Here is an 18,364-nt window from a genome sequence, read left to right as displayed (position 1 = left end):
GATGCGATCGCGGGTGGTCCGAGAAGGCAGTGTGGGCCTCATGCTCGTGGCCGGAGTCGGTGCTTTGGCGGGTCTCATCTTTTGGCTGCGAGGCGTCAGCTTAGGCCAAGACCGCTATGACGTCATTGTGGAATTTAACGATACGGCCGGACTGACCGTTGGGACGCCAGTGATCTACCGCGGCGTTCAGGTCGGCCAAGTCATAGACATCACTGCCCAGAGCAACAGTGTTCTGGTCCGCATCCAGATTCAGCCAGCCAGTCTGGCAATTCCCCGCGATTCTGTCATTTCCGCGCAGATCTCGTCATTGCTGGGTAGTCCCAACCTGACGATTGAGCCCAAGCGCAACATTCCTGCTGAGGTTCTGGCTAAAACCCAGCCGCGATCGCCTAACTGCGATCGCGCCGTGATTCTTTGCAATGGCAGCGTTGTCGAGGGAGCGCAGTCCGCTAGTTTTGCCAGCATCCTGACCTCGATCGCCACGCTGGTCTCGGAGATTGAGCAGGCCAAGCTAGTCAATACCCTCAGTCAAACCAGTCGCGATGCCAGCGAAGCCGCTCGCAGTATTCGCCAACTCAGTAGCTCACTGCAGCAACAGATCCCGCCCCTGCGTGAGACCTTAAATGCTGCCCAAGGGGCGGCGAGTCAAGTGGAAGCCGCAATCGCTGAAAACCGACAGTCTGTGCGCACGACTCTGACTAATCTCGAAAGTTCCAGTCAGGAACTGCAAGACATTCTGAACAGCCTGGAACCAGCAATTGACAAGGCGAATAGCGGCAAGCTGGTCGACAACTTAAATGAACTGTCCGCCAACCTAGCGGTGGCTTCGCGCAATATCCGCGATGTCTCAACGGCCTTGAACTCGCCTGAGAATCTGTTGACCTTGCAACAGACCTTGGATTCGGCTCGGATTACCTTTCAAAATGCACAGAAAATCACCACAGACCTCAACCGTCTGACCGGCGACCCTGCGGTGATTGAAAACATTCGGCGCTTGATCAACAGTCTGGGCCGGCTGCTGTCTTCGACTGGTGCTCTGCAAGAGCAAGTCACGGATCTCAAATCTTTGCCACTGTTGCCCGTCAGTGAGTCGCCCGCAGGTGAAGCCGTGGTGCGGCGCCCTAATCAGCCCTGATCAGCAGCGGGTACGAAGGCGATCGCCACGCCGTTGTTGCAGAAGCGTTTGCCGGTGGGGGCGGGTCCATCGTTGAAAACATGGCCTTGGTGTCCACCGCAGCGGCTGCAGTGGTATTCCGTGCGCGGAACCACTAGTTTGTAGTCGGTTTGGAAACCGAGACTGCCCGCGATCGCTTCGCGAAAACTGGGCCAGCCCGTTCCACTCTCATACTTGGCGGCGGACTCAAACAAAGGCTGCTCGCAGCCAGCGCAGCAGTATTGACCGACTCGTTTTTCTGCCAAAAGATCGCTTGTAAAAGGCCGTTCTGTCGCGGCTTCCCGCAGGACTGCATAGGCCTCGGGAGACAAGCGTTGCTGCCATTCAGCCTCACTTAGCTGCATGGGATAGACAGCATCCGTGCTGGAAAGCGGCGATCGCGACTGACGCCAGAACAGAAATCCCCCCGCCCCAGCGCCAGCACTGACCAAACCGAGCAGGAGACGACGACGCGAGAGAGTTGGGGCAGCAGCAGTCATGGCAGCGATTAAACAAGAGCGATCGCTCTCTATTGTGGCGATTTTGCAGAGAAACCTGGACTGATGCTTGACGATCGCCATCTGTTCACTCAGTCTCTAGCCAGAGTGTGCAGAGAACTATGGCCGATCGCCTCACCAATCTGTTCCCGTTTTGGCTGCTGTTGATTGGCGCGATCGCGCTGCGCTGGCCGCAGATTTTCATTGGGCTGAATCAGGGAAATCTGCCGGTCTTGATCTTGACTCTGGTGATGCTGGGGATGGGTTTGACCCTCAGCCTCGACGACTTTCAACGAGTGAGTCGCCTGCCAAGAGCCGTCTTGACGGGCTTTTGCGCCCAGTACTTGATTATGCCGTTCCTAGGGTGGGCGATCGGGGCTGCATTGCAACTTCCGACCGCGCTAGCTGTGGGCCTGATTTTGGTCGGCACCTGTCCTGGTGGCACGGCCTCGAATTTGATTACCTACATCGCGCGGGCTGATGTGGCACTGTCGGTGGTGATGACGCTGGCTTCAACCCTAGCTGCCGTGGTGATGACGCCCTTGCTGACTCAGTTCCTGGCGGGTGCCTATGTGCCGGTCAATGGCTGGCTCCTGTTTGCCCAAACCTTGCAAGTGGTGATTCTGCCGGTGGCGATCGGGGTTGCTTTGAACCGTTGGACACCGCGACTCGTACGGCAGGTTCTCCCGATCGCACCGTTGCTATCCGTGGTGGGAATTTGCCTGATCTGTGCTGCCACTTTCTCGGCCAATGCCGAGGCGATTGTGCAGCAGGGACGGCAGATGCTGCTGGGGGTCTTTTTGCTGCATAGCCTCGGGTTTGCCCTCGGTTTTGGTTTTGCCAAACTCTTTGGCTATTCCCAAGCGATCGCTCGCACGATCGCGATTGAAGTCGGGATGCAAAACTCCGGTTTGGCAATTATCTTGGCTCGGCAAGCCTTTCCGCTGTTACCACTCGCCGCCGCAATTGGTGCGATCTCTGGGGTCATGCATTCGCTGGTTGGCAGCTTCCTAGCCGTGATCTGGCGATCGCAAGCTCAGCGCCAATCGGAAGCAGTGCAGCCGCACAATAGCTTGACAATGTAATGTAGTGTTTTGTTTTTAGACTTTAAATAATCGTTTATAGAGTTTAATTTTCTGTTCTTCTGAGATACATTAAATATTGATCAATTTGCAATTAAAATAGACCATGCAAGAACTACTGATTACCTTCTTTATTTCATGGGCAACCGCTGGCTGTATCTTTGGATTGTTCTGCTCAACTGTTGCAGGCTCTAAAGGACACAACACCACTTCGTGGTTTCTTGCAGGCTTTTTCTTTAACTTTATAGCGCTTATTGCAGTAGCTGGCCTTTCTGATACTCTTTCACAAGAATATCTATATGAAATTGCAAATAAACTTCCACGTCGATCTGTTAATTATTAAGGCTATTAATGATTGGAAGTATTAGAGAAGGAAGCTCTGCGTGGGATTGCGTTGATTGTTTAGGTTGTGAATTCCTTGGCTTGCGAGCAATCTATAGATTGAACAATTGATTGTAGGGCGATCGCTTGCGCCTGAGCAGTCTGTCCGTAGGAAAAGATGGCGGGTAGATCGTGTGGAAGTTGCGATCGCCATTGCTGCCAAATGTAAGGACTACCGTAAATCACTAAGCCCAGTAGCTGATCCTGTGTGAGCAGTTGCCGCAACAATCGTTCCACGACTTGATCCGCGCCGGCACTGCCCCGAAATGGATTACCGCGAATAAACCACTGCACCAACGTTGGTTCTGTCAGGGTTGGTGTTGTGCCGGTTTCGGTATCCCAAATTTGTAAGCGCAACCCATGTTGGCTGGGAAGTTGTCGCGCTGCTGCTGTACCACTCAAGTAAGGGGCTTGTAGAAGGCGATCGCCGACGATCAGATTGACTCCTGCTGTCGGAGCTAAGGGTTGACCTTGTTGCTCTTGTGAAGCAGTTAGGATTTCTGCCGCGATCGCCCAATGTTTGGGTTGAGAAACCGCTTCTAAATCAATTGCGATCGCCGGTTCCTGTTCCCAGGCATGAGGCAAGAATGAAGCAGGCCGTGCTCCGCAGACCTTCTGTTTGGCTCGCCAAATCCGTGCGAGTGATTGTTCCAGGCGATCGTAAGTAATCTGTCCTTCTCGAATAGCTTTGGCAATTTCTTGAATCGCCGCTTCTGGGTCAACCGGCATCAGCAGAATATCCGCGCCCGCTTCAAAGGCCAGTCGTGCTGCTTCTCCGGGGCCGTAATGTGCGGCGATCGCTTGCATCACCAAGGCATCGGTGACAATCAGCCCTTCAAAACCCAGCTCACGCCGCAGTAAACCTTGTAAAACAGCAGGTGAAAGTGTCGCCGGATAGTCAGGATCGAGTGCAGGAATCGAGAGATGTGCCGTCATCACCGCATCTACGCCAGCGGCGATCGCGCGGCGGAAGGGTTCCAACTCTACCGCCTCTAACCGCGATCGATCGTGGGGAATTTGCGGCAATTCCAGATGCGAATCTGTCGCCGTGTCGCCATGGCCCGGAAAATGCTTGGCGGTGGTCAACACAGGAAATTGCTGCGCACCAGCGATGAACGCCGTCGTTAGTTGGCTAACGGTTTCTGGATCTTCCCCAAAGGCGCGGACGTTAATGACGGGGTTCGCGGGATTGTTGTTGATATCCACGATCGGGGCGAGAACCCAGTTCAGCCTGATCGCGATCGCTTCTGTCGCGGTAATTTCACCAAATGATCGAGCCAGTTGTTGAGCACGCTCCGGATCTTGTGCAGCGATCGCAGACAGCGCTAGTGGTGGCGGAAACTGGACTGCACCAGCAAAGCGCTGACCAACTCCTTCCTCAATATCTGCTGCTATCAACAGCGGTACGCGTGACCACTCCTGCAACTGCTGACAGCGCAGCGCCACTTCGGCAGCATTGCCACCCAGCAGAATGACCCCACCAACTCCCAACTCACCAATCCAATGCTGGAGGCGATCGCGGAGCGCTTCGTACTGCGGATAGGCGATTTGACTATCGAAGTACGCGCCAGAAGTACGCACCACCAGCAACTGGGCAATCTGCTGCTCTAGGCTCAGTGTCTGCCAATCCGGTAGGAAGCGATCGCTCAAGCGTCTTCAGTCGAGTCCACAACACCAGCCGCAGCCTGAGCCGCTTCGCGAGCTTCGCGCTCCCGCGTCAATTGTTCCAGTAGCGAAATCACTTGCGTACCGCGCTCCAACCCTTTGTCTTCCACAAAGATCACTTCGGGCGTGCGCCGCAGACGAACCCGTTGCCCTAGCTCACTGCGCACATAGGAAGCAGCTGATTTCAGCCCTTCCATCGTTTCGGCTTTGGCTTCGGGCGTGCCGTAGATGCTGACGAAAATCTTGGTGTGTTGCAGGTCGCCCGATACCACCACATCGGTGACGCTGACCATGCCTGCCCCAACGCGATCGTCCTTAATACCGCTCATCAACATCTGACTGACTTCGCGCTTAATCAGTGACGCGACTCGTTCTACCCGACGATTGGTTGCCATCGTCCTTCGCCCTCTTTGCCTGCTTTGCAGTTATTGCTTCTCTGTCCCAGCCTAACCGCCCAGACTGCCAGGCTCGCCGATTGCCTGTCCCAACATGGCCCGCAGCGTCAAACTCAAGAACGCCAATGTCGAAACTCCAAAGCCTAGCAGCGCCCAAGCCGCGACTGGGTTGCGAACCATCGGCCGCACCCACTGGTAGATCGAGTAAAAAATACCCAGCAGGAAGGTGATGAAGTAGCGGGGATAGCGGAGGACATTGACGAAAAAGTCTTTCATTTGGCAACCTCCGAAAAACCCACAGCCGCAGCAATTGAAGCGCTTTGGCTCACAGCAATGCTCTGTCTAGTCTGCCCTAGGTCGCTCCCAACAGCAAAGCCCTCGGACTTGGGCGGTCGTGATTTTTCCTACCTCTTGGGCCTTGTTTTTGACGATGTAACCTATCACATTGAGCAAATAAATCAGGACGTTTTGCCCCGTGCCGATTAGTCTCAAACCCATGGCTAACACCGGCTAGTTTTACCCGCAGCGATCGCGATTCAGCCGATGCCCCTTATCCGAAATCTTGTTGCGGGGGGCCTGGGGGAGTCGAGTCCCCCAGTGCGTGGGTGTGGGGGTGATTGCGCACCCCCACGGACAGCGGCTGTTGACTCTGAGCGAGTCCCTCTATGAAGTTGTCCTAACTTGTCTGCGGACTGCTATGACAACTAACCCAGCGCTGACTTAGCTGGCAGAGCCGCCGTGGCGATCGTAGTCTTTGCGGAAGGTCGGCTGAACTTTGCCTTGGATGCGGGTGGCTTCTGAGCCTGCTTCCAGCCCAACTGCTTCGGCAGCCCGCTCTAGCATTGGCTCTTCACGATAACGAATCGCTTCGGTGCGATGGAGGTTCAGTTCGCGGACGCGATCGCGGTCGGAGTTCGTTATGACCCTAGATCCACCGGATACCTTTGGGATCCAGGTTAGGTGGTGGATCCAGTCGGGTGCACAGGAATTTGTTGGGGAGCCCGCTACATTTTTTCGTCTGAATGCTCGGCTTCTGGAGGGAGTTGCTTGGAAGGTTGGGGCTGCCAGAAACTCGCGATCGCTCCAATACAGAGCCACCAGAGCGTACTGGCTTCCGGTCGATAGAGCACGGTATCAAACAGACCGTGACCCAGCATTCCTGCCAAACCGGCCAAGCTAGCCATCAACCAAAAGGCTTGGGGATTGCGATCGCGCCGCAGTCGGCTCACCTGCCGCACCGCCGTCACCGCCGTGACCAGCAGCAGCCAAGCGAAGGCCGTCAAGCCCAGTAGTCCGCCCTCAACCGCGACTTCCAGCGGGACGGAGTAGGCGCTCAACGCCGTAAAGCGCGCCTGTTGATAGAGGGGATAAACCAGGTTAAAGGCGGTATTGCCGGGGCCGATGCCCAGCCAAGGCCGATCTTGAATCATCTGCAGCACCGCCAGCCAGACATTGATCCGGAAGTTGTTGCTGCTGTCTTCACGCCCCACAAAGATGCTCAACACGCGCACGCGCAACGGCTCAAGTCCAAGCACCGCCACCAAGAGCACCGCGACTAGTCCACCCAATACGACTGGGAATAGCCAGCGTCGCCAGGGTGCGGGTAGACGGGGTTGAAACCAGTAGAGCCCTAATAACGCCCAGACAAAAATCATGGCGACAAAACCCAGCCAGCCACCGCGACTGTAGGTGAGGATCAGACATAAGCTGCTCGCACCTGTCGCAGCGATCGCCAGCAGCTTGGGGAGCCAGCCGCGCCACACCCCGATCGCTGCTGCAGAAAAGGCAGTCGTCGGCACCAGATAAGCAGCCAGCAGGTTGGGGTTGCCCAGATAGCTGTAAACCCGTGAGGTGAAGTCGGCAACCGAGTTGCGATCCACCCAAGTCGCCAGCTCTTCAACGCCGTAGATCCATTGGTTGAGGCCGTAGACACTGACAAAAAGCGATGTGATCACGACGACCGAGAACAGCAGCGATCGCAGACGGGGATTGCGGAGAACCCGAGCCGCTAGGGCAAAAACCAACAGGTAGAGCGTCAGTTTGGCCAGCCCAACTAAAGCTGCAGCGCGTACGGGTGAGAGTCCCGTTGCTAGGGCATCGACGCCCCAGTAGAGCAGCACCAGCCAGTGAATGGGGGTTGCTTGCCGCAGATCGATATCTGTCAGCGAGAGCAGGGCCCAATAGGCCGCGATCGCGGCTAGCCCCAACCCTAGGGCGGAACTGGGCACAAACGGAGCCGAACCGTAGACGACAGCAAGCAAGAAGCCACCCAGTGCCTCAGACCAAACCAACAGCTGGCTGGAGGCCCGCCAAGCTCGCAGGCTGCCAAACAGCCGATGCAAGAAACTGCTGTGGCCCCACTGTTGGGGTTGGTAATGGGCAAAAGTCAGAGTTTGCCAGACAGTCATCGCGATCGCGTCAACGCTTGCCTTAAGAGCTTAGTCCGCTGGCTGCCGAATGAAGAGAGCACGGTAGACTGGCAACTGTTTGTTTTGAACGGCAATTTCGCGCTCGGTCGGGACGGGCAGCGGATTTTCCGGCAGCCAGTCCAAGCAGGTGCGCTGAAAGCGGGGTTCCGCCGCAAAGTGTTCGCACATCTCTGCCTGCACTTCCAGCACATCGGATTGCAGAAAGACCTCTGCACCAGCAGGTAACGCAGTCGCGAGGGCTTGCACCAGTTCCGGCTGGACGACGCGTCGCTTTTGATGGCGTTTCTTGAACCAAGGATCCGGGAACTGAATGCTGACCCGCTGCAAAATCCCTGTCGGCAGCGATCGCAGCAGCGGTTCCAAGTCCAAATTGGCGTTGCTGAAGTGGTAGTAGAGATTGGTCAGTTCACGTTCGCGGGCGATCGCGTTCGCCTCATCTACCAGCGGCTCACGAATTTCCAGCCCCAGATAATTCCACTCAGGTTGTGCTGTCGCCATTGCCAGCAGAAAGCGCCCGCGAGCACAGCCAATATCCAAATGCAGCGGGCGATCGCAGTCCGCATAGACCTGTTGCCAATCCGGCCAAGTCGTGACCACTTGGAATTTCTGAGAGAGCGGATTGACGTGCTGCCGAACGCGAACTCTGGCCATGAATGCTTGCAACTGAAGACAACGGACTCGACCTAGCTTCGCCTAGAATCGGGCTCGATAGCTGAGGGGATGGCAATGAACCGAGCGTTTCGATTTGCGCTGCTGAGCGATCTCCACATTGGACTGCCGCAGACAATTTGGCACCATCCCCATCGCTTCCATTTGATTGAGTGCAGCATTCCGGCTTTTGAGCAAATCCTGACAGAACTGGCAGCGCTGGATTTGGACTTCCTGTTGCTGCCGGGGGATTTAACCCAGCACGGGGAGCGGGAAAACCATCAGTGGCTGCTGCAACAATTGCGCCAGTTGCCCTATCCGGTCTATGTGGTGCCGGGCAACCACGATATGCCCGCCGCAGCGAGCGATCGCGATCGCACCGGTGTGGCCGAGTTTGTCGAGCTCTATCAAGACTTTGGCTTCACGAGCGATCGCCCCTACTATCGCTGCACGATCGCACCGGATCTCGATCTGTTTGCGCTGAATTCGATCGCTTTTGATGAAGCGGGCCATCAACTGCATCGGGGGCGAGTCGATTGCGCGCAACTCAACTGGCTGCAACAAGAACTCGCCACTTCCACCGCTAGCCAACGCTGGGTGATGATTCACCACAATGTGTTGGAGCATCTGCCCGATCAACAGCAGCATCCGCTTGGTCAGCGCTACATCTTAGAAAATGCCGAGGAATTGCGATCAATCCTCGAAGCGGGCAGCGTCTCGGTGATCTTCACAGGCCACCTCCACATCCAAGCCACCAGTCAGCAAGGTGCTCTCTGGGAAGTCACGACCGGTTCCTTGGTCAGCTATCCCCATCCCTACCGACTCGGAACCGTACAACCTGCCGCTGAAGGTTGGCAACTAGAACTAGAGTCCCGTCGGGTGCGATCGCTACCGGATCAGACTGATTTACAAACGTTTTCGCGGGAATGGATGGGCGATCGCAGTCAGAGCTACCTGATCCGCCTGTTGACCCATGAGCCGTTGAATTTATCGGAGGCGGAGGCGATCGCTCTCCTGCCGATGTTGCGGAATTTCTGGGCGGGGGTGGCTGACGGTGATACTACGGTCAGCTTGGCCGATGCGCCTGCTCAGGTGCGGGCCTATTTCCAGCGCTACAGTCGCGCTCAGCAGATCGACAATCAGGTCTCGCTGGCGCTAGTGAGTTTTGGCCGACAGCAAAGCCAGCACCGATGTGTAGCCATGCAGGTAGGTGCTGCCAGCGATCGGGCCGATTTCGCCATTACAGAAAAAGCCAGCTAGGGGCAGCTCTGAGAGGTAATGCTGAATCAGTTGCGACTCGAAGTTGGCCTGCTGATAGAAGGGCTTGCCGCGCCCCAAGCAGGAAAACAAGAGGGAAGCTGCTGGTTTTGTCGCATGCTGCCGGCACCATTGCCCCAGTTGCCGCTCGAGGTCATCCGCCGCTGTCTGGGCATCCCGTACGTGCAGCTGCAGCCGCTGCCCAACTCGAATGCGATCGCCGATTGCTACAGCACCAGTGCGGGGATCAAACCCCAGCAGGTTACGGATCAGGAAGTCGCCCGGTTGTAATACCGTTTGGAAAGAATTGCAGGCCAGGCCCACACAGAGCGATCGCTGTAATTCAGGGGAGAGATCACGCAGGACTGACTGTAGGGCTTGCAGCGCGGCGATCGGTTCCTCGTCTTCGGTCTGAAGTTGCCGCAGAATGTTGCGCTCCGCCGCTGCCACATGCCAAAGCGGGCCAACTGGACGACAGCCCTGAGCCACGATCGCCTGCAGCTGGACATTGCCACTGAGGGCTAGCCCAATCACGCCATCGACCTGTCGGTCTTGAAAAAACAAGCTGGCGATCGCTGACTCTGCCCCCAAACCACTGGCCAATCCGCCCACTTTCACGGCCTCGGGATAGGCGAAATCCAGCCCTTGCAGCAGATCCTCAATCTTGGCGCTAAAGGGATCGACCATCAGGAGGAACTGAGGATCATCGCTGGGATTGACCCCGATCGCTTCAATCCAAGCTTGGGGTGGACTATCGAGATCCGGCAGCGCCTCGGGGCTGAGGTGAAAGGGTGTTGCTCGCACCCCGGGTAGACTGGCCAACAACAGCGTCAGTGCGGGTTGCTGCTCACATTCCACGCCGGTACCCTGCTGAGTGCCGACGATGCCACCGCCACAACAGCCCAGCAGACGGGGAACTTGCAGTTTTTCCTGCAGCAGCGGCAGCAGCCGTGGAAAATCGCTGGCAAAGCTGGCTGAAACGAAAATCAGGCCTAGATCAGGCGCAACAGACAGGTCAGAACAAGCCTGCGCCACCACTTCCTGCAGCGCAAGCTCCAAGGAAGGACGGGTTGAGAGAGCACAACTCCACTGCATGGGCGTGGCGATCGCAAAAGACCGAGAGCATTACCTGCCTGTTCTGACGATACTCTCCTGTGTGTGCTCTTGGGGGAAGCGAGAGAACCAAGGGGATGACCAATTCCAATGGATTGTGGCTCGCGGCTGGAACCCTTGGGCGATCGCACAAAAAGCGGACAGCGTTTGCTAGTGTGATGGTGACTGAGCGGAGAGCAAAACTCCGCCCTACGGTGCTGAGAAGGTCATCCGCATGAGCGACATTCAAGAAAAAATTGAACAGGCCCGGCAAGAGGCCCACGCTATCAGTGAAGAGAAAGGCGCGACCTCACCGGATGCAGCGGCTGCATGGGATGCCGTTGAAGAGCTGCAAGCTGAAGCCGCCCACCAACGGCAACAAAAGTCTGAGACTGAACCGTTCTTCGGTGACTACTGCAGCGAAAATCCCGATGCCGCTGAGTGCCTGATCTACGACGACTAGTCACCTCAATCAACGCTCACCCACGGGCGGTATGCTGATCGACAGGCTTGGGAAGAATTTCCTGAGCCTTTTGCGTGATTGAGCCTTGCTGGGGCGATCGCGCTGTTCTGCTGGCTAGGAACGCATGATTTCGCAAACCCTGCTGCGATCGCTGGTGTGGACGGACTATCGCCTCGCCGTGTTGATTTTGGTCTTCATCCCCTTGGTGCTGCTGGGCTGGTCGCTGTTCAGCAAACTGGAAGCGATTCAGCGGCTGATGCTGATCTACTGGCGGGTTGCCAGTCTGTTGGCGATCACCGTGTTGATGATGGTGGCAGCCCTGCCGATCAGCTTTCTGACAGGATTCCTAGCGCGACTACTGATTCCAATCAGCCTGTGGTTCTGGGTGGATTTGAACGAAGAAGTCGAGGACCTACCTCGCTTCCGTCCGCTGCGGCTGGGCTTCACCGCTTGGCGCTGGGCGGTCACAGTCTATTCAGGCTTTGGTTTGATCCTCAGCGCGCGATCGCTACCCTGCAGCTTTTTGCCCCGTGAGGCGATCGTTCAAGATGCCGTCTGTAATTTTTGGCTGTCGCCACCCTATGGCCTGCGGGAATGGCTGTTGAGTGGTTATAAACCGGGCCTAATCAGCTTTTTTGGGGTTTTTGGGCTTGTGGTCTACGGGCTGTGCTTGGTGCAATTCCTGCTGACTCGCCTGCCCCGTCAAGGTCGCTGCGCCCTCTAGGGCCACTGGAGAGGAAGCGCTGCCCATGACACTACCGATTCATCAGCTAGAGCAGTACAGCCTGCGCCACCGGGATTGGGTCTTGCGGGTTTTGGCCGAGGATCAGGGCAAAGCGGTCGAGTTGCTGGTCTTTCGAGGCTTCTCCAGTTCGCTGACCCAGCCGACAGACTTTGACCCGGATGTTCCTGTGCTTCCGGCGTCGGCGACGATCCAGTCAGTGCAGCGCTTTCGCAGTCCCTACAATGCGGAGCAGCCTCTCGCTCCTCCGCAGACTTGGGCAGATTTTGCTGCTGCACTGGAAGCGAAATAGGCGATCGATCGCCCACAAATTTAACAAATTGTTACGATGGTTACATCCGTTCGCAAGAGGTCGCTCTTAGCATGCCGGCACGTAACCAGGAGTCTCGCATGCCCGATCGCTTGCTGACTGCACCCCTCGCTGCTGTTGAAGATTACTTCCAGCGATCGCACGGACAATGGCATTCCCAGCGTCGTTACTACACCCTCAAAAGTGGCGATGTACAAGAGGTGATCAGCACGATTGGGGTCACAGCCCTCACCCAAGGTGATGGTGACCTGCTGGAATTAGCGGCCCTCCACCAATTGGATGTGCCCCTACTCTGCGGAGCTTGCGTCACTTGGCACAGCGAATACCAAGGGCCAGAAGGTAAGACCCAAACTGGACGCACCGTTTTTGGCGTCCTGGGCGATCGCCTCTACCGAGACAGTGGCTTTGCCACCCGTAACCCTGTAGTTGCCCAGTTCCAGCTCAGCAACCCTGATACCTTGACTCTGCGCAGTGAGTATGGGGGCTCTAGTTTTGAGGAAGAATGCCGTCTGATTGGACAGCATTACCGCACCCGCCAGACCATCATTTCTCGGGCAGGTGAAGAAATTATGATTGGTCAATACTTAGAACAACGGCTTGCCTAGGTTTGACCGTCCCGAGCGTACTCGTCTTCTAATTGACTAAGAGTTTCTTACCAAACTCCTTTGAGGCCAGGCTCTTGTTGGTTGCAAAATATACATAAATACCTACCAATAGATATTTCTCTATCAGAAAAATATTGAGCCCCCTACGCTTCTTGAGAAGGCAAGAGCCAAACTGTTCATCATGACCGGTTCGGTTGAGTAATCTTTGTTAGAACTCCGAATACTACCCGCTTCCGGCATTCACTTGCTCCTTAAACCCATGTACTCTTCAGCACATTCGGGTTCTAACGAATCCAACCTCATTGCCTTTCCCATGGCTGCTACTTCTAAGACTGCACTTCTCGTCCAAGTAGACCCCTTCCAATCTGAGGTTTGGTCCACGGCGTTGGCCTCTCAATCAATTACGGTCATCAAAGAAGGAGCAGATGTTGATCTCAGCAATATGTTGGGACAAATGGCCTCAGCAGGTCTCACCCTGCCCGACTTGATCATTGTTGACATGGCTACAGAAGGTATGAATCCCTTTGCCTTCTGTCGGTTTTGCCGGGAGCAACACCCCAGCGTCAAGGTTCTGTTAACTAACAGTACTCAGACCCAGATCGCGGAATCTGAACAGCGTTGGGCGATGTCTCAAGGGGCTCAGGATTTGTTGCCAGCCTTCCAAACCGATTCGCTGTTGACAGATTTACTGACAGCACTGGGGCGTACCAGTGGTGTTTTGGGATTGCCGAATCTCGATCAACAGGCCCTGATTCAAATTCTGCCGAAGTTGTTGGAACCCAAAGCTGAAGCGACTGAGACGGTTGCACTCCCTGCACCATCAGTGGCTGAACCCTCTGTTCCTCCAGCCCCTAAGGCTCAGCGGACCTACCGGGGACGCCCTTACTGAGCCGGCGTTTGCACCTCTTCCTTGGCTTCGGTCGCGCCAATCAAGGCAGCGAGTTCATCGATGTTGAAGGCGATCGCGAGCCCGACAGCGATCGCTACAACAATCAGAGAACCCCAACGGGAAGGCGTCATGACTTGCTCGCAGAAAACCTCTGTGTTGAGCTTAGAGGCTTAATTCGGGAAAGTCAGCCACCGAACTAGTCAGAGGTTAGGATTGCCAAGCAGACTTTAGCCAGTACTTCTGATGGCGTGGGTAGGGCAACGGCTGATCGCTGATCTGAAGTCAGCACCGTTGCGCAACATCTTGGCAGGACTTGTCTCAGGTCTATTGCTACTGGGTGAAAACATTTCTGCCGGCTTGCTGATATATAGCAATGTCCTGAGTCCCTACTTGGCTTCAGGTCTGGCAGCACTCTTGATCAGTACGGCCTGTCTCAATTTTTTTGCTGTGAATCGCCGTGGGTTGCCCTACGGTTTGGCGACGCCGGACTCACGGATCTACTCTTTGTTGGCTGTGATCGCCGCAGCCATCAGTCAGTCAGAAGCCTTGGCAGACACCCGCATGTTGGGCGTGACCCTGTTGATCTACTGGGTTGTGGCCACAGCCTGTATTGGGGTGGCGCTTTGGTTAATGGGTCGCTGTGGAATTGGCGAATGGTTGCGCTACATTCCGTACCCGGTTGTGGGGGGCTTTTTAGCGGCGACGGGTTGGCTGCTACTGACCGGGGGGCTGAATGTTGCCTTGGGCTTCAAGATTTCTGGGGCAACCTTAGAACGCCTCTGGAGCGTGGATTCGGCTGCCAAAATCCTGGTTGCAGTCGTCTTTGGCTTGTTGCTCTGGCAATTGGGCACGCGATCGAAGCGTGTTTGGATTACGCCAGTCCTGCTGCTAGCTGGCTTGGTAGGTGCACAGTTGGTGCGGGTTGGTTTGGGCTACTCCCTTGCAGAGGCAGCGCAATTCGGCTGGTTTTTGCCGCCGCTTGCCCCTCGCATCGTCTTCTTTTGGGATTGGCCCCGAATTCCTAGCATCGACTGGGCTTTGCTGCTGCCGCAGATTGCCCTGATCCCAGTTCTGATTTTGCTGGCGGCAATCTCGCTAACGCTCAATCTCAGTAGCCTCGAAAACGTTGAAAAACGAGAGCTGGATCTCAATCAGGAATTGCAAAGAACGGGGCTTGCAAACCTGATTATGTTGCCGTTCGGGGGCTTTTCCCCCGGCTTACTCTCCGGTAGCCGCAGTACCTTAAACCGCTTGGCTGGTGCCTCAACTCCTCTGGCGGCTGGGGTTGCTGCGGTTCTAATGTTGATTGCGATCGCCCTTGGAGACTTAGCGTCTTGGTTGTGTAAGCCCATCTTGGCGGGTCTCCTGGTTAACATCGGATTGGTCTACATCGATCGCTGGGTGTTTCGCTCGATTCGACTGCTACCTCAACGGGAATATTGGGTTACGATCGCGATTTTAGGTATTAGTATTGTCGGAGGATTTCTAGAGGCAATTACCGCCGGCATTGTTTTCAGTAGCTTGACCTTTGTTGTTAGTTATTGTCGTGCTCCTGCCATCCGATCAATGGCGACTGGTGCCTATCTCCACAGCAATATTGAGCGGGTAGAAACGCAACAATCAATTCTGCGGCGGCGCGGTGCTGTGCTCCAAGTGGTGTCGCTCCAAGGCTACCTATTCTTTGGAACGGCTCGCCGGATTGTGTCAACAGTTCGCGATCGCCTGCAGCAAAGTAAGGTTTCAATCAACTTAGTGCTGTTGGACTATCAAGCCGTGACAGGAGCGGATTCCTCAACGGCTGAAGTCTTCAGCCGCTTTGCCGTGGAATTGCAAGCGCAATCGATTCAACTTTGGGTGGCGGCGATCGCCAGCGACTATCAGAAACCCCTGCGACCATTTTTGCAGCTACTACCCGAGCATCAGCAATTTCCTGATTTGAATACAGCCTTACAAGCTGCGGAAGCCAAACTGCTGGATCAGTATGCAAGACGGCCCAAAAGTTTACCGTTTGCTTTGCTCTTACCAGAATTATTAGCACTTCCCGATGACTGTGATGTCCCACTGCAGTTCTGGCAGCGATCGCAACTGAAAGACGGTGAAGTGCTCTATCAACAGGGCGATCGCGCGGATACTATTTACTGGCTAGAACGCGGTGAATTGCATCTGCAAGCCACTGAGGCATGGGATGCCCGTCAAGTGCTGGCAGGCAGCCCCTGCGGTGAACTCGCGTTTTTACGCGGAGATACCCAGCCTCAAACAGCGATCGCCGTGGGTCGATGTATGGTCTACGGGCTAAACCGTGCGGCTTTGACTGAACTTGAGGCCAGCTATCCCACTGTTGCGATCGCGCTCTACCGTTGGCTACTGCACCGCCAGAGTGAGCAATTGCAGGATCAACAACTGCGGCAGCACTACTTGCAGGCCTAGAGTTTCGCCACTCTCTCAACAATGCTGGCTGCTGTTATTCGAGATGTGAGCCTACTGCTGCGGGCACTTCTGCTGCTGTTTGAACAGCCCGTGTAGGTTGATAGCGTTGGCGCAGCCAGACAAAAATACCTCCTGTCATAAACATCACTAAGCTGTAGATGGCTGCTGGAATGGCCATTGCTGGATTGTTTAAGAGCGTGGGAGAGGCCGCAATCGCGATCGCTAAGGTTCCGTTTTGGATACCGACTTCAAGGCCGATCGTGGTAGCACGGGCGTAGCCCAAGCGAGTCAGGCTAGCTAGACCAACTCCCAGTGCCATGGCCAACAGATTGAGAAGAAGTACAACGCCCCCCACGGACTGGAAGAAGGCGAGGATATTCTGCCGTTCTTGGGCAAAGAAACCAACAATGACCGCAGCCAGAAAAGCGGTCGAAATCCAACGCAGGCTGCGATCGGTGCGCTGGGCTAGCTGGGGGGCATAGTGCCGGACGAGCATGCCCAAAACAACTGGAATGATCGCAACAACGGCAATCTGAACCACCGTGGGGCCAAACGGTAGCTGAAAGGTCGATGTCTGATCTAAAAAGGCTTGGAGCCCGAGGTTGACGACCCAGGGAATCGAGAAAACGGTGATGAGGCTACTGATGGCGGTCAGTGTAATCGAAAGGGCAACATCCCCCGCCGCCAAAAAAGTAAAGAGATTAGAGGTTGGGCCACCAGGGCAAGCCGCCAAAATAATTACCCCGACGGCGAGCTCGGGAGAGAGGGGCGTCAGCGAGGCGATCGCAGATCCCGGCAGGGGCAGCATCACGAGCTGCGCGATCAAGCCGATCGCCACGGCCTTGGGCGCAATCCAAACCCGGCGAAAGTCCTGCACCGTCAGCGTCAGGCCCATGCCAAACATGATGATCACAAGCGCCAGCGGCAGTAGCACCGCTGAGAGAAAACTGGATTGCATGGTGGAAGAGGCCGAACAGGATGGAGGCGATTGTATCGTTCTCGTCCTGCAATTTTTGGTGCCTGCCGTGTCTGATTTCGTGCGTTGAGTCAGACTGGCAGGGCGGTGCTGTTTGCGAAGAGAAGGGTTGGGTAACCATGGGCGATCGCGGCCTGTCTGCCATTAGTGTCGCTGGCGTCAGCGATTACCTCGAAAGCTTGATTGGGGAAGATGTGCGCCTACGGCAACTCTGGATTTTTGGTGAGGTTTCCAGTTGCAAGCCCCACGCCGTTGGCCTGTTTTTCTCTCTGAAAGATAGTCAGACCACTGATCTGCTGGACTGTGTGGTTTGGAAGAACGGTCTGGCTCAGCTGCAACATCGCCCGGAAATCGGACAACAGGTTTTGCTGCTCGGGACAGTTCGGCTCTATCGCAAACGCAGTGGTTATCAGCTTCAAGTGGTGCAGTGTCTGCCATTTGGTGACGGGCTCAAGGCCTTGCAGCGCCAAAAACTGGAGCAGCGCTTGCAGGCGGAAGGTCTGTTTGACCGCGATCGCAAACGTCCTTTGCCGCTCTACCCCCAAACGATCGCCGTGGTCACTTCTCCGCAGGCGGCTGCTTGGGGCGACATTCAACGCAGCTTGCGGCAGCGATCGCCAGGACTTAAGGTCTTACTCTCGCCAACGCTAGTGCAAGGGGATCAAGCGCCGGCGGCCATTGCGACAGCGATCGCGCGGGTTGTGGCTGATGGTCGGGCTGAGCTGTTGATTCTGGCGCGGGGCGGTGGGGCACGGGAGGATCTGGAGTGCTTTGACGATGAGCAAGTCGTGCGAGCGATCGCCACCTGTCCGATTCCAGTTGTGACGGGGTTGGGCCATGAGCAGGATGAAACCCTGGCTGATCGCGTTGCTGATTGGGCTGCCCATACGCCGACAGCGGCGGCGATTCGATCGGTTCCTGCTTGGACAGAACTGCGCCAAGCCTGGCAACAACTCCGCCAGCGTTTGATTCACGCCCAGCGGCAACAGTGGCAGGACTATCGCCGCCAACTGCAGCATTGCCAAACCCGTTTGGGCTGGCCGCTGCTCCAGCGTCGTTTGCAACAAGCCCAACACCAGCAGCAATCTCTGCGTCAGCGTTTACAACAGGCCAGTCGCTTGCAACTCGCCCAGGAGCGCCAGCACCTCGATCACCTGCAGGAATTGCTCGCCATCCTCAATCCAGAATCTGTGTTGCAGCGAGGGCTACGCCTTGGTGCGGCGCGATCGCACCCTGATTCAGCAGGTGCAGGATCTGCAAGTGGGCGATCGCCTCTCGCTTCAGTGGGCCGATGGTACCGCAGGCGTCTGTGTGGAAACCGTTACAACCGCAATTGAGAACCAAAGCGATCGT

The 18,364-nt window shown here is 55.9% G+C and carries 21 protein-coding genes; 11 read left to right on the top strand and 10 right to left on the bottom strand.

Annotated elements, in window-relative coordinates; all coding sequences use genetic code 11:
* Position 1: 1 nt before the first annotated feature.
* Positions 2–1,135 (top strand): MlaD family protein, encoded by a 1,134-nt coding sequence (locus SYC_RS06165; RefSeq protein WP_011243474.1) that lies wholly within the window; start codon positions 2–4, stop codon positions 1,133–1,135.
* On the opposite strand, the gene msrB is transcribed toward SYC_RS06165, so the two are convergent.
* Positions 1,126–1,653, bottom strand: a complete 528-nt coding sequence (msrB, locus tag SYC_RS06160; protein WP_407830096.1) for a peptide-methionine (R)-S-oxide reductase MsrB — start codon at positions 1,651–1,653, stop codon at positions 1,126–1,128. The genes SYC_RS06165 and msrB overlap by 10 nt on opposite strands.
* A 119-nt stretch (positions 1,654–1,772) precedes the next feature.
* Between msrB and SYC_RS06155 the strand changes: the two genes are divergently transcribed.
* Both SYC_RS06155 and SYC_RS13820 read left to right on the top strand, forming a co-directional pair.
* Positions 1,773–2,735 carry a bile acid:sodium symporter family protein gene (locus SYC_RS06155; RefSeq protein ID WP_011377543.1) on the top strand — a complete coding sequence of 321 codons (963 nt, stop codon included), beginning with the start codon at positions 1,773–1,775 and terminating at the stop codon, positions 2,733–2,735.
* 103 nt (positions 2,736–2,838) lie between these two features.
* Entirely contained in the window at positions 2,839–3,075 is a 237-nt protein-coding gene (locus SYC_RS13820) for a hypothetical protein (protein ID WP_155813902.1), read from the top strand.
* A gap of 59 nt (positions 3,076–3,134) precedes the next feature.
* On the opposite strand, the gene SYC_RS06150 is transcribed toward SYC_RS13820, so the two are convergent.
* The 6 genes from SYC_RS06150 to trmB form a co-directional block, all read right to left on the bottom strand.
* A complete protein-coding gene (locus tag SYC_RS06150; RefSeq protein ID WP_011377544.1) occupies positions 3,135–4,763 on the bottom strand; it encodes a glycoside hydrolase family 3 protein in 1,629 nt (542 codons plus the stop codon).
* Complete coding sequence (gene rbfA / locus SYC_RS06145; protein ID WP_011243470.1) at positions 4,760–5,173, bottom strand: 30S ribosome-binding factor RbfA; 414 nt, start codon at positions 5,171–5,173, stop codon at positions 4,760–4,762. The genes SYC_RS06150 and rbfA overlap by 4 nt, the downstream gene beginning before the upstream one ends.
* Before the next feature lie 51 nt (positions 5,174–5,224).
* Complete coding sequence (locus SYC_RS06140) at positions 5,225–5,449, bottom strand: DUF751 family protein (RefSeq protein ID WP_011243469.1); 225 nt, start codon at positions 5,447–5,449, stop codon at positions 5,225–5,227.
* A gap of 444 nt (positions 5,450–5,893) precedes the next feature.
* Positions 5,894–6,016: a hypothetical protein gene (locus SYC_RS14150; RefSeq protein WP_265575058.1), complete on the bottom strand. Its 123-nt coding sequence runs from the start codon at positions 6,014–6,016 to the stop codon at positions 5,894–5,896.
* A gap of 161 nt (positions 6,017–6,177) precedes the next feature.
* A complete protein-coding gene (locus SYC_RS06130; protein WP_011243468.1) occupies positions 6,178–7,581 on the bottom strand; it encodes an IctB family putative bicarbonate transporter in 1,404 nt (467 codons plus the stop codon).
* Between the two features lie 30 nt (positions 7,582–7,611).
* Positions 7,612–8,253, bottom strand: coding sequence for a tRNA (guanosine(46)-N7)-methyltransferase TrmB (gene trmB, locus SYC_RS06125; RefSeq protein WP_011243467.1), 642 nt, complete (start codon positions 8,251–8,253; stop codon positions 7,612–7,614).
* 75 nt (positions 8,254–8,328) lie between these two features.
* Between trmB and SYC_RS06120 the strand changes: the two genes are divergently transcribed.
* Positions 8,329–9,510 (top strand): metallophosphoesterase family protein, encoded by a 1,182-nt coding sequence (locus SYC_RS06120; protein WP_011377545.1) that lies wholly within the window; start codon positions 8,329–8,331, stop codon positions 9,508–9,510.
* On the opposite strand, the gene SYC_RS06115 is transcribed toward SYC_RS06120, so the two are convergent.
* Positions 9,406–10,602 (bottom strand): FIST signal transduction protein, encoded by a 1,197-nt coding sequence (locus SYC_RS06115; protein ID WP_011243465.1) that lies wholly within the window; start codon positions 10,600–10,602, stop codon positions 9,406–9,408. The two genes, SYC_RS06120 and SYC_RS06115, sit on opposite strands and share 105 nt — an antisense overlap.
* A gap of 232 nt (positions 10,603–10,834) precedes the next feature.
* On the opposite strand from SYC_RS06115, the gene SYC_RS06110 reads away from it, so the two are divergent.
* From SYC_RS06110 to SYC_RS06090, 5 genes are all read left to right on the top strand, one after another.
* On the top strand, positions 10,835–11,062 hold the full coding sequence (locus tag SYC_RS06110) for a Calvin cycle protein CP12 (RefSeq protein ID WP_011243464.1): 228 nt from the start codon (positions 10,835–10,837) through the stop codon (positions 11,060–11,062).
* A gap of 124 nt (positions 11,063–11,186) precedes the next feature.
* Positions 11,187–11,786, top strand: a complete 600-nt coding sequence (locus tag SYC_RS06105; protein ID WP_011243463.1) for a DUF3177 family protein — start codon at positions 11,187–11,189, stop codon at positions 11,784–11,786.
* A gap of 25 nt (positions 11,787–11,811) precedes the next feature.
* Positions 11,812–12,096, top strand: coding sequence for a hypothetical protein (locus SYC_RS06100; protein ID WP_011243462.1), 285 nt, complete (start codon positions 11,812–11,814; stop codon positions 12,094–12,096).
* A 71-nt stretch (positions 12,097–12,167) separates the two neighbouring features.
* Positions 12,168–12,719 carry a phycobiliprotein lyase gene (locus tag SYC_RS06095; protein ID WP_011243461.1) on the top strand — a complete coding sequence of 184 codons (552 nt, stop codon included), beginning with the start codon at positions 12,168–12,170 and terminating at the stop codon, positions 12,717–12,719.
* 313 nt (positions 12,720–13,032) lie between these two features.
* Positions 13,033–13,608, top strand: coding sequence for a response regulator (locus SYC_RS06090; protein WP_231621356.1), 576 nt, complete (start codon positions 13,033–13,035; stop codon positions 13,606–13,608).
* Here the strand turns inward: SYC_RS06090 and SYC_RS13815 are convergent.
* Positions 13,602–13,739, bottom strand: a complete 138-nt coding sequence (locus tag SYC_RS13815) for a hypothetical protein (protein WP_155813899.1) — start codon at positions 13,737–13,739, stop codon at positions 13,602–13,604. The two genes, SYC_RS06090 and SYC_RS13815, sit on opposite strands and share 7 nt — an antisense overlap.
* A gap of 112 nt (positions 13,740–13,851) precedes the next feature.
* Between SYC_RS13815 and SYC_RS06085 the strand changes: the two genes are divergently transcribed.
* On the top strand, positions 13,852–16,035 hold the full coding sequence (locus SYC_RS06085; RefSeq protein WP_011243459.1) for a SulP family inorganic anion transporter: 2,184 nt from the start codon (positions 13,852–13,854) through the stop codon (positions 16,033–16,035).
* A 34-nt stretch (positions 16,036–16,069) separates the two neighbouring features.
* Here the strand turns inward: SYC_RS06085 and SYC_RS06080 are convergent, their stop codons facing one another.
* Positions 16,070–16,993 (bottom strand): bile acid:sodium symporter family protein, encoded by a 924-nt coding sequence (locus SYC_RS06080; protein ID WP_011243458.1) that lies wholly within the window; start codon positions 16,991–16,993, stop codon positions 16,070–16,072.
* Positions 16,994–17,130: 137 nt separating this feature from the next.
* Between SYC_RS06080 and xseA the strand changes: the two genes are divergently transcribed.
* Entirely contained in the window at positions 17,131–18,348 is a 1,218-nt protein-coding gene (xseA, locus tag SYC_RS06075) for an exodeoxyribonuclease VII large subunit (protein ID WP_198407992.1), read from the top strand.
* Positions 18,349–18,364: the final 16 nt, after the last annotated feature.

This window comes from Synechococcus elongatus PCC 6301, from assembly GCF_000010065.1.
GTDB lineage: Bacteria > Cyanobacteriota > Cyanobacteriia > Synechococcales > Synechococcaceae > Synechococcus > Synechococcus elongatus.
This window is presented reverse-complemented; position numbering and strand designations above follow the sequence as displayed.

Coding starts and splice junctions, on each gene's coding strand:
- trmB (WP_011243467.1), bottom strand. CDS start 8,253: ATGGCCAGAGTTCGCGTTCGGCAGCACGTCAATCCGCTCTCTCAGAAA.
- rbfA (WP_011243470.1), bottom strand. CDS start 5,173: ATGGCAACCAATCGTCGGGTAGAACGAGTCGCGTCACTGATTAAGCGC.
- SYC_RS06155 (WP_011377543.1), top strand. CDS start 1,773: ATGGCCGATCGCCTCACCAATCTGTTCCCGTTTTGGCTGCTGTTGATT.
- SYC_RS06080 (WP_011243458.1), bottom strand. CDS start 16,993: ATGCAATCCAGTTTTCTCTCAGCGGTGCTACTGCCGCTGGCGCTTGTG.
- SYC_RS06165 (WP_011243474.1), top strand. CDS start 2: ATGCGATCGCGGGTGGTCCGAGAAGGCAGTGTGGGCCTCATGCTCGTG.
- SYC_RS06140 (WP_011243469.1), bottom strand. CDS start 5,449: ATGAAAGACTTTTTCGTCAATGTCCTCCGCTATCCCCGCTACTTCATC.
- xseA (WP_198407992.1), top strand. CDS start 17,131: ATGGGCGATCGCGGCCTGTCTGCCATTAGTGTCGCTGGCGTCAGCGAT.
- SYC_RS06100 (WP_011243462.1), top strand. CDS start 11,812: ATGACACTACCGATTCATCAGCTAGAGCAGTACAGCCTGCGCCACCGG.
- SYC_RS06095 (WP_011243461.1), top strand. CDS start 12,168: ATGCCGGCACGTAACCAGGAGTCTCGCATGCCCGATCGCTTGCTGACT.
- SYC_RS06105 (WP_011243463.1), top strand. CDS start 11,187: ATGATTTCGCAAACCCTGCTGCGATCGCTGGTGTGGACGGACTATCGC.
- SYC_RS06085 (WP_011243459.1), top strand. CDS start 13,852: ATGGCGTGGGTAGGGCAACGGCTGATCGCTGATCTGAAGTCAGCACCG.
- SYC_RS06110 (WP_011243464.1), top strand. CDS start 10,835: ATGAGCGACATTCAAGAAAAAATTGAACAGGCCCGGCAAGAGGCCCAC.
- SYC_RS06115 (WP_011243465.1), bottom strand. CDS start 10,602: ATGCAGTGGAGTTGTGCTCTCTCAACCCGTCCTTCCTTGGAGCTTGCG.
- SYC_RS06090 (WP_231621356.1), top strand. CDS start 13,033: ATGGCTGCTACTTCTAAGACTGCACTTCTCGTCCAAGTAGACCCCTTC.
- msrB (WP_407830096.1), bottom strand. CDS start 1,653: ATGACTGCTGCTGCCCCAACTCTCTCGCGTCGTCGTCTCCTGCTCGGT.
- SYC_RS14150 (WP_265575058.1), bottom strand. CDS start 6,016: ATGCTAGAGCGGGCTGCCGAAGCAGTTGGGCTGGAAGCAGGCTCAGAA.
- SYC_RS06120 (WP_011377545.1), top strand. CDS start 8,329: ATGAACCGAGCGTTTCGATTTGCGCTGCTGAGCGATCTCCACATTGGA.
- SYC_RS13815 (WP_155813899.1), bottom strand. CDS start 13,739: ATGACGCCTTCCCGTTGGGGTTCTCTGATTGTTGTAGCGATCGCTGTC.
- SYC_RS06130 (WP_011243468.1), bottom strand. CDS start 7,581: ATGACTGTCTGGCAAACTCTGACTTTTGCCCATTACCAACCCCAACAG.
- SYC_RS13820 (WP_155813902.1), top strand. CDS start 2,839: ATGCAAGAACTACTGATTACCTTCTTTATTTCATGGGCAACCGCTGGC.